Below are 9,284 nucleotides of genomic sequence, written 5' to 3'. Positions count from 1 at the left end.
CCGCCACCCTGCGCGCCCACCTCGGCTACCGCGCGCGCCCACCTCGGCCAGCGTGCGCACCCAGCTCAGCCAGCGAGCACGCCCACCTTGGCCAGCATGCGCACCCAGGCTCAGCCAGCGTGCGCACCCACCTCAGCTACCGTGCGCGTTCAGCTTGATCAGTGTGCGTGCCCGAACTCAGGCAGCGTGCGCGCCCACCCCCGCCACCGTGCGCGCCCACCTCGGCTACCGCGCGCGTCCACCTCGGCCAGCATGCGCGTCCACCTTGGCCAGCGTGCGCACCCAGGCTCAGCCAGCGAGCACGCCCACCTTGACTAGCGTGCGCACCCAGCTCAGCCAGCGAGCGTGCCCCTCAGCTGCTGTGTGCGTTCAGCTTGATCAGTGTGCGTGCCTGGGCTCAGGTAGCGTGCGCACCTACCTCAGCCACTGGCCCAGCCACGCGACAACCCCAATCGTCGCGATCGCGACCGAAGGCAGGTTCGAGCTTGCGAGAACCTGATCGCGCAGCGAGCCGCTAGGCGAGTCGGATGCGATGCAGCGATCGCACCGCGTTTCTCGACGATGGAGGGCCCCCAGGGCCCGAAGGAGGAGAGAAACGCAAAGCAAACAAGAGGGCTTCCGCCACTCGGGGGCAATGGCGGAAGCCCTCGATATGGTCTTCGTCACGGCGCCCCGAGACGTTACGGATTTCAACCGAAATTTTCAGATCTTCCCCCGATCGCCCCGAACGTCCTGCATTCATGCAGGTCAGCGAGGTGCGTCCCGGGCGGGCGGGGACGAGCGAGGGCCCCGAACCTTTCTCAGCGAAGGTCCGGGGCCCTTGATCACGTCCCTGGGGCGCGTGCTAGCCGTCGCCGCCTCCGGGCCAGGGCAGCTCGGTGCCGGGGGTTCCGCCGGTCGGCGGTGTCTGGGTCGGCTTCTGCGCGACGAAGATGGTGACGGCGTCGCCCGGTGCAACCGTCGCGTCCGGCGTCGGCTGCTGGTCGTAGACGAAGCCGGGAGCGACGGGCTTGTCCGGCGGCGCCGGGCCCCTCTCGACGTTGCACCTCAGGCCGAGGCCCTGCAGCTTGGCGCAGGCGGCGCGCTGGCTGTTGTTGAACAGGTTCGGCACCTTGAGGTTCGTCGGTCCGTTGGACACGAGGACGGTGACGGACGAGCCCTTGGGCGCCTTCGAGCCGCCGGGCGGGTCGGTGCTGATGACGTTGTTGCGCGGGACGCTGTCGCTCGACTCCACCTTCTTGTCGACCTCGAACCCGCGTTCCTCCAGGAGGTTCTTCGCCGTCCCGTACGACTTGCCGGTCACGTCCGGGATCGCGATCTCCGTGGGCGGCTTCTTGCCCTTGGAGACCACCAGCGTCACCGTCGCGCCCTTGTCGGCCTCCGTGCCGGGACGCGGGTCGGAGCTGATGACGAAGCCCTTCTTGATCTCGTCGCTGTACTCGGTCTTCGGATCGCCGACCTGGAAGCCGAGCTTGGTGAGCTCCGCGTTCGCGTCGCTCTGGGACGTGTTGACGATGCTCTGCGGGACGGCGACCTGGTCGGTCCCGCCGCCGCCACCGCCGCTCAGCATCCAGCCGATGAGCGCGGCGCCGCCGATGAACAGCACGGCGAGGCCGACCCACAGCGCGGCCTTCTTGCCGGCGCCGCCGCGTTCGGGCATGTCGTCGTCGTACCGAGCGGGCGGGATGCCGTAGTCGTCCGGTGGGCGCCGCACCTGCGTGCGCGCGGGGCCGCCGCCGGGGTAGCCGCCCATGACCTGCGTGCCCTGCGGCTGCGAGCCCATCATCATCGTGGACGCGGCCGTGGACGCCACCGGCTGCCCCTGCAGGACGCGCTGGATCTCCTGCCGGAACTCCGTGGCGTTCTGGTAACGGTTTTCTGGCTCCTTCGCCATGGCCTTCAGCACGATCGCGTCCGCCCACTGCGGGATCTGCGGATCGACCCCGGACGGCGGGACGGGCTCCTCCCGGACGTGCTGGTACGCGATCGCGACCGGGGAGTCGCCGGTGAACGGCGGCTTGCCGGTGAGCAGCTCGTACAGGACGCAGCCCGTCGAGTAGATGTCGCTGCGGGCGTCGACGCGCTCGCCGCGGGCCTGCTCCGGCGACAGGTACTGCGCGGTCCCGATGACCTGCGCGGTCTGCGTCATCGTGGCGGCGGTGTCGGCCATGGCGCGGGCGATGCCGAAGTCCATGACCTTGACCTCGTGCTGCCGGGTCAGCATCACGTTGGCCGGTTTTATGTCGCGGTGGACGATCCCGCCGCGGTGGCTGTAGTCGAGGGCGCGGAGGATCCCGTCGGTGACCTCCAGGGCCTTGTCAGGGAGCAGCGCGCGGTTCTCCCGCAGCAGGTCGCGCAGCGTGCTCCCGTCCACGTACTCCATCACGATGTACGGGATGGAGTTGTCGCCGATCATGTCCTCGCCGGTGTCGTACACGGCGATGACCGAGGGGTGGTTCAGCGACGCGGCCGACTGGGCCTCGCGCCGGAACCTCGCCTGGAACGTGGGGTCACGGGCCAGGTCGGACCGTAGCGTCTTGACCGCGACGACGCGATCGAGGCGCAGGTCTCGGGCACGGTAGACCTCGGCCATGCCGCCCCGCCCGATCACCGTATCGAGCTCGTAGCGGCCGCCGAGCAGCCGAGGTTGACTCATATGTGCACTTTCCCTCGTACGTCTACACCTTGTCCTCCGAACCTAGCTTCCCGGTCTGGGTCACAGAGGGATGCGGGCTCGGAGTTGACGGAGTCGTGGCGCTCTCCGTCGGTGTGGGTGTTGGGTCTGGGGCGGTGGGCTTCGCCCTGTGCGGATTCGTAGGTGGCTTCTCTGGAGGGGACGTCTGGCGGGTCCCCGGCGTTGACGGACGGATCCTATGCGTCCGGTGCCGCTGCGTGACAGCCGGCCTGGGTGTGGCGCGGGACCGGTGCTCGGCCGAACCGCCCGGCGAGGCGACCGAACCGTCGACGGTGCCGTCCCCGACGGGCCGGGTGGCGGGGGCGTCGGGTGGGTCCCGTTCGTCTCCGCCGGATCCCGCGAAGGCGAACCCCTTCCACAGCGACCCGATCACGATGGCTGTGACGACCAGCAGCACGGCGGCGACCGACGTGTACGCCAGTGCCGTCCGCCTGCCGGGGCGCCTACCGGGGCGGTGGTGCTCGCGCACTGACCCCCTGGTGAGGTTATCCGCCGCCCTACCCTTGTCGAATCCCGACAAAGTAGTCGATTGGGTAACAATGTTGGGACTTGCCGTCGAGGGGCGGTTCGCGGGAGCCGTCCGGGCCGTCCTGCCGGTGCTGAGGCCCGCGCGGATCGCCAGGGCCCGGTCGGCGACCGTCCCCGCGTCCGCCGGACGGCCCGCGGGGTGCTTCGCCAGCATCTCCATGACCAGGTCGCGGGCGTCCGCCGGGAACCGCGCCGGCAGCTCCGCCGGCGGCTCCCTGACGTGCCGCAGCGCGACCTCCACGGGCGTCGAGCCGTCGAACGGCGGCGCCCCCGTCAGGCACTCGTACGCCACCACGCCCAGCGAGTACAGGTCGGCGGACGGCGTCAGCTCCAGCCCCTGCGCCTGCTCGGGGGAGATGTAGTGCGCCGTCCCCATGACCATCCCGGTCGCGGTCTGCGACGCCGCCGCCAGCCGCCGCGCGATCCCGAAATCGGTGATCTTCAGGATGCCGTCCGGGGACACCATCAGGTTCGCGGGCTTCACGTCCCGGTGCACGACCCCCGCCCGGTGCGCGACGGTCAGCGCCCGCCCCGCCTGCACCAGCAGGTCGAGGACGGCCTCCAGCGGCAGCCCGCCGTCCCGCCGGAGGATCCCGTCCAGCGGCTCGCCCGCCACCAGCTCCATCACCAGGTACGTCCGGCCGTTCTGCTCGCCGAAGTCGTACGCCTGCGCGATCCCCGGATGCCGCAGCTCCGCCGCGAACCGGGCCTCCGACTCGAACCGGCCCCGGGCCGACATGTCCGACACGAGCTCGCGCCGCAGCAGCTTCACCGCGACGGGCCGTCCTGCCACCTCGTCGGACGCCCGCCAGACCTCGCCCATCCCGCCGATGGCCAGCCGCTCAAGCAGCCGGTACCGACCGTCAAGGACGAGGCCCGTACTCACTTCTGCAGGACCTTGGCCATGATCGCCGCGGCGATCGGACCGGCATTGGTCGCGCCGTCGTTCGGACCCTCGGTCACCACGGCGAACGCGTAACGCGGGTTCTCGACCGGGCTGAACCCGACGAACCAGCGGGAGTTCGGGATGCCGGACGCCGCGTCCTGCTCGGCGGTACCGGTCTTACCGGCGACCCGCTTGCCCTGCAGGTTCGTCGCGGTGCCCTCCGACACCACCGCCCGCATCATCTCCGCGAGCTGGTCGGCGTGGTCGCCGCTCATCGCCTCCCCGAACTCCTTCGGGGACGCGTTGTACAGCTCGCTCTGGTCCTTGGCCCGCACCTTCTGCACCACGTACGGGTTCATGATCTTGCCGTCGTGGGCGATCGCGGCCGCGACCATCGCCATCTGCAGCGGCGTGGCCCGCACGTTCTCCTGGCCGATGCCGGAGCGGGCCGTCCCGTCCTTGCCGGTCTCGACGGTGTTGCCCTTCGCGTCCGTGACCGACACCGGGACGTCGCTCTCCGCCGCGAACATGTCCGGCTCCAGCTTGACGCGCTCCCCGAACCCGAACTTCGTGGAGCCGTCGTGCATCTGCTGGATGCCCAGCTGCAGCGCCAGCTTCGCGAACGAGGTGTTGCACGACTCGGCGAACGCGCCCTTCAGCGGCGCGGAACCGGCGCAGCTGCCGCTGTCGTGCGAGTTCGGCAGCGGACGGTTCGACTCCGGCAGGATCAGCTGTCCCGTGTCGACGGTGGACGAGATGTTCAGGTTGAGCTGCTCCATCGCGATCGCCGACGTGACCGCCTTGAACGACGAGCCTGGCGGGAACGTCTGGCTCAACGCGTTGTCGATCAGCGGCCGGATGACGCCGCTGCCCTTGTTCAGCTCCTCCAGCCGCTTCCCGCCCTTGTCGCCCGTCTGCGGCGCCACCTCGTTCGGGTCGAACGACGGCCACGACGCCGCCACCTTGAGCGCGCCCGTCTTCACGTCCATCACGACGGCGCCGCCGCGGCGGCCCTGCTGCGTCTTCGCCTTCAGTTGCTCGTACGCCGTCCGCTGCGCGTCTGGGTCGATCGTCAGCTCAAGGTTCGCGCCCTCCGGCTTCTTCCCGATGAACGTGTCGAACCAGCGCTGCTGCGTGATCCGCTTGTCGTTGCCGCCCAGCAGCGAGTTGTAGGCCCGCTCGACCTGCGTGGCGCTCCCGCTCGTCGAGAAGACCCCGGTGACCGGCGCGAAGATCGGGCCGTCCTTGTACTTCCGGCCGTACTTCGGGTTGTCCTTGCCGGTCTTCTCCGACACCACGAGGACCTCGCCGCCCGCGGAGATCTGCCCGCGGGGCGAGTTGAACACGTCCGCGAACTGCCTGGCGTTGTTGTCGTCCTCGCGCAGATCCTCCGCCTGGCTCCCCTGGACGTAGTTGACCTGCGCCATCAGTCCGAAGAACAGCAGCAACGCGAAGATCGCCACCCGCCGAACCGGCTTGTCCATGTTCATGGGACGGAACTCACCTCGTGCTCACGATCTGGGTCATGCCCTCGTCCTGGATCGCCTGCGGTGCGGGCTTGCGCGCGTCATGGCTCATCCGCACCAGGATGGCGATCAGGATCCAGTTGGCCATCAGCGACGAGCCGCCCTGGGACAGGAAGGGCGTCGTCAGGCCGGTGAGCGGGATGAGCCGGGTGACGCCCCCGACGATCACGAAGACCTGGAGCGCCAGGACGAACGACACACCGCCCGCGAACAGTTTCAGGAACGGGTCGCGCGCCGCCACGGCCGTCTTCATCCCGCGTTGCACGATCAAGGCATAGATCAGCAGCAGCACCATCAGCCCGGTCAGCCCGAGCTCCTCGCCGATCGAGTCGAAGATGAAGTCGCTGAACGACAGCGGCGTCCGCCACGGCTCGCCCTGCCCGAGGCCCGTGCCGAGCACGCCGCCCTCCGCGAGCGAGAACAGGCCCTTCATCAGCTGCGCGCTGTCGGAGTACTCGCCGCCGAGCTCGGCGCACGCGGAGAAGCCCGGCGAACCCGAGCCCTGCGCGTCGTACCTCTTGTAGATCTCGGTGTTGGGGTTGACGGGGACGACCTTGCCGCTCTCCAGCAGGCAGCCGCCGTCGAAGTACGGCTTCGGGTTCTGCCAGATGTCGATGCGCTGGTTGACGTGCCCCATGAACGGCAGCAGCGTCGCGACGAACACGCCCACCGCCAGCAGCCCGACGCCGATCACCACCCAGGAGACCCGCTGCGTCGCGATGTAGAGCATCGAGATGAACAGGCCGAAGAACAGCAGCGCGGTGCCGAGGTCCTTCTGCATGAACAGGACGCCGAGCGAGAAGAACCAGAGCACCATGATCGGGCCGAGGTCGCGGGCCCGAGGCAGGCTGAGCGGCCCGATCTTCTTGCCGATCAGCGACATGGCCTGCCGCTTGTTCACCAGATAGCCGGCGAAGAACACGACGAGCAGCAGCTTGGCGAACTCGCCCGGCTGGACCGAGAACGGGCCCAGCTGGATCCACACCCGGGCGCCGTTGATCTCCGCGCCGATGCCGGGCACGATCGGCAGCAGCAGTAGGACGACGGCGGTCAGCCCGATCAGGTACGTGTAGCGCTGCGCGGTCTTCGGCGTGAACGACAGCCGCGCGTCCGTCTTGTCGGTGTCCCGCATGATCAGCACGGCGGCGACGAACAGGCCGATGCCGACGAACGTCCACATCAGCTGGCTGGGCGCGTCCGCGGCGTCCTTGAGGATCTTCTTGCCGGCGACGGCGGCGGCCTTGCGGTCGGCGCTGGTGTCCAGGTCAAGCCGGTAGATCATCGCGAGCCCGACGCCGTTCAGAGCCACCGACAGCGGCAGCAGCAGCGGGTCGGCGTACGGGGTGAACTTCATCTGGGCGAAGTACGCGGCGAGCGCCAGCACGGCGAGGCCGCCGCCGTACACGAACAGGCCGGCGGGGATGCTGCCGTCACGGGCCAGCCCGACCTCCGCGAACGCCGACAGCGTCAGCACCATCGCGAAGATCAGCAGGGCGAACGAGGCCGCGTTGCGCCGCTGGTACGGCAGCCGCGCCCTGATCTGCTCCCCGATCGACTGCATCTACGATTTCCCTCCGTTGGAGGGACAGTCCCGAGGCTTGTCGGGTGTGCGCTGGTTGCACATGTCGCGGCGGACCGTCATCTCCTGCAGCCTGGCCTGCGCGCCCGCCCGGCCGATGATGTCCTTGACGTTGCCCTTCACGATCGCGCCGGCGTCGGACACGGTCAGCTCGGAGAACCGGACGTCGCTGGGCCTGGTCTCTTCCTTGCAGTTCTGCTGGCTCCGGCCGCGCACGATCGTGACCTTGCCGGACTGGTTGACGATGCTGTACTTGCACACCCGGTCGACGAGCATCTTCCACTCGCCGGGGCCGTCCACCGTGTAGGTGTCCTTCACCTGCTGCTGAAGGTCCTGGGGGAGGTCCTCGACCATGATCGGCTGGAGGTTCTTCGTGTTCGCCCGGCGGGACATGTTGAAGCCGAGCACGTCCTGCGGCGTCCCGCGGAACAGGACGGCCTGGCCCTTCTCCGCACCGATGTAGTAGCCGTTCCGGACGTTCTGCACCAGCACGAACCCGCCCGCCACGACACCGACGACGACCACGCCCGCGACGACGACCAGCCACGTCCAGCGGCGCATGCCGCCCCGGCGCGTCCGCATCGGCGCCTGCTGCATCGCGCCGCCCGGCATCGGCGGGCCGCCCATCGGGTCGCTTATCGGCGCGGGCGCGGGTGCCGGCGGCGGTGGCATCTCGTCGACGGCGACCGGCGGCTGTGGCCTGGTGTCGCGGAGCTGCGCGGCTCGTCCCGCTGGTGTGTCCGCAGCAGTCGTGTTCGCGCCAGGTCCCCCGCCCGGCGGCTCCGGCGGGGTGGCGTTCGCCGCCGCGCCCACCGCGTGCCCGGGCCCGCCCGTCGGCGGCTGCCGCTCCAGGTCGACGACGTCGGCGACCACGCAGGTGATGTTGTCGGGACCGCCGCCCCGGTTCGCCAGGTCGACGAGCTGCCGGACGGCCTGCTCCGGATCGTCCACGTCCGTCAGCACCTGGAAGATCGTCTCCGCGGTGACGACGCCCGACAGGCCGTCCGAGCACAGCAGGTAGCGGTCGCCGACCTGCGCCTCCCGGAGTGACAGATCGGGGTCGACCTCGCCGCGTCCGTCCAGGGCGCGCAGCAGCAGCGAACGCTGCGGATGGGACGCGGCCTCGTCGGGGCTGATGCGGCCTTCGTCCACGAGCGACTGCACCAGCGTGTGGTCGTGCGTGATCTGGAACAGGCTGCCGTCCCGCAGGAGATAGGCGCGGGAGTCGCCGATGTGGACGAGCGCGACCTGGTTGCCCGCCCACAGCATCGCCGTCAGCGTCGTGCCCATGCCCTGCAGCGCCGGATCGGACTCCACGATGCGGTGCAGGTTGTCGTTCGCCGCCTTGACCGTGTGCTCAAGCGCGGCCAGCAGCTCCGTCGCCGGCAGGTCCTTGTCGAGCGCGCGCAGCGCCTCGATCGCCGCTGCGCTGGCGATCTCGCCGCCGACGTGCCCGCCCATCCCGTCGGCGACCGCGAGCAGGTGCGCGCCCGCGTACGCCGAGTCCTCGTTGCCCTCGCGCAGCATGCCGACGTCGGAGCGCGCGGCGTAGCGGATTCCCAGAGTCATTTGCGCAGCTCGATCACGGTCTTGCCGATACGGACCGGTACGCCCGGCGGGACCGGCATCGGCCGGCTCACCTTCGTGCGTCCGAGATATGTGCCATTGGTCGAGCCGAGATCTTCCACGATCCACTGACCGTCCTGCGCATAAAGTCGGGCATGCCGGCTCGAAGCGTAGTCGTCGGTCACTACCAGCGTGGCGTCATTCGCCCGACCGATGGTGATGGGGACCCCCGTGAGGTCGATGACCGTGCCGGCCCGTTCGCCCTGCACGACCACCAATTTCGTCGGGGCGCCGTGCTGGGCGCTGCGCTGCTGCCGCGGCGGCTTCGGCTGCCGCGCCTGCCGCTCCCGGGGAGGCCGCGGCTGGGCCGCGCGCTGGGCCGCCTTCGTCGCGGCCTTGGAGCCGAACAGGTCGGCCCTGATCACGCCGACGGCCGCGATGACGAACAGCCAGAGGACCGCGAGGAACGCCAGCTTGATCAGCGTGAGGGTGAAAGGGGACATC

The 9,284-nt window shown here is 69.8% G+C and carries 6 protein-coding genes; all 6 read right to left on the bottom strand.

Annotation, left to right across the window (positions count from 1 at the left end; all coding sequences use genetic code 11):
• Positions 1-844: 844 nt before the first annotated feature.
• The 6 genes from pknB to ACH34T_RS38550 are packed head-to-tail and all read right to left on the bottom strand — an operon-like array spanning position 845 to position 9,283.
• Positions 845-2,656, bottom strand: coding sequence for a Stk1 family PASTA domain-containing Ser/Thr kinase (pknB, locus tag ACH34T_RS38575; protein WP_396025938.1), 1,812 nt, complete (start codon positions 2,654-2,656; stop codon positions 845-847).
• 22 nt (positions 2,657-2,678) lie between these two features.
• Positions 2,679-4,109 carry a serine/threonine-protein kinase gene (locus ACH34T_RS38570; protein ID WP_396025937.1) on the bottom strand — a complete coding sequence of 477 codons (1,431 nt, stop codon included), beginning with the start codon at positions 4,107-4,109 and terminating at the stop codon, positions 2,679-2,681.
• Positions 4,106-5,599 carry a peptidoglycan D,D-transpeptidase FtsI family protein gene (locus ACH34T_RS38565; protein ID WP_396025936.1) on the bottom strand — a complete coding sequence of 498 codons (1,494 nt, stop codon included), beginning with the start codon at positions 5,597-5,599 and terminating at the stop codon, positions 4,106-4,108. The genes ACH34T_RS38570 and ACH34T_RS38565 overlap by 4 nt, the downstream gene beginning before the upstream one ends.
• Positions 5,600-5,609: 10 nt before the next feature.
• On the bottom strand, positions 5,610-7,196 hold the full coding sequence (locus ACH34T_RS38560; RefSeq protein ID WP_396025935.1) for an FtsW/RodA/SpoVE family cell cycle protein: 1,587 nt from the start codon (positions 7,194-7,196) through the stop codon (positions 5,610-5,612).
• Positions 7,197-8,783: a Stp1/IreP family PP2C-type Ser/Thr phosphatase gene (locus ACH34T_RS38555; RefSeq protein ID WP_396025934.1), complete on the bottom strand. Its 1,587-nt coding sequence runs from the start codon at positions 8,781-8,783 to the stop codon at positions 7,197-7,199.
• Complete coding sequence (locus ACH34T_RS38550; RefSeq protein ID WP_396025933.1) at positions 8,780-9,283, bottom strand: FHA domain-containing protein; 504 nt, start codon at positions 9,281-9,283, stop codon at positions 8,780-8,782. Before ACH34T_RS38550 ends, ACH34T_RS38555 begins: the two co-directional genes overlap by 4 nt.
• Position 9,284 lies beyond the last annotated feature (1 nt).

Origin of the sequence: Actinomadura sp. 9N215, assembly GCF_044326345.1 — a bacterium.
GTDB lineage: Bacteria > Actinomycetota > Actinomycetes > Streptosporangiales > Streptosporangiaceae > Spirillospora.
Note: the sequence above shows the minus strand (reverse complement) of the source record. Positions and strands in the feature narration are given on the sequence as shown.

Coding starts and splice junctions, on each gene's coding strand:
- ACH34T_RS38560 (WP_396025935.1), bottom strand. CDS start 7,196: ATGCAGTCGATCGGGGAGCAGATCAGGGCGCGGCTGCCGTACCAGCGG.
- ACH34T_RS38555 (WP_396025934.1), bottom strand. CDS start 8,783: ATGACTCTGGGAATCCGCTACGCCGCGCGCTCCGACGTCGGCATGCTG.
- pknB (WP_396025938.1), bottom strand. CDS start 2,656: ATGAGTCAACCTCGGCTGCTCGGCGGCCGCTACGAGCTCGATACGGTG.
- ACH34T_RS38550 (WP_396025933.1), bottom strand. CDS start 9,283: ATGTCCCCTTTCACCCTCACGCTGATCAAGCTGGCGTTCCTCGCGGTC.
- ACH34T_RS38565 (WP_396025936.1), bottom strand. CDS start 5,599: ATGAACATGGACAAGCCGGTTCGGCGGGTGGCGATCTTCGCGTTGCTG.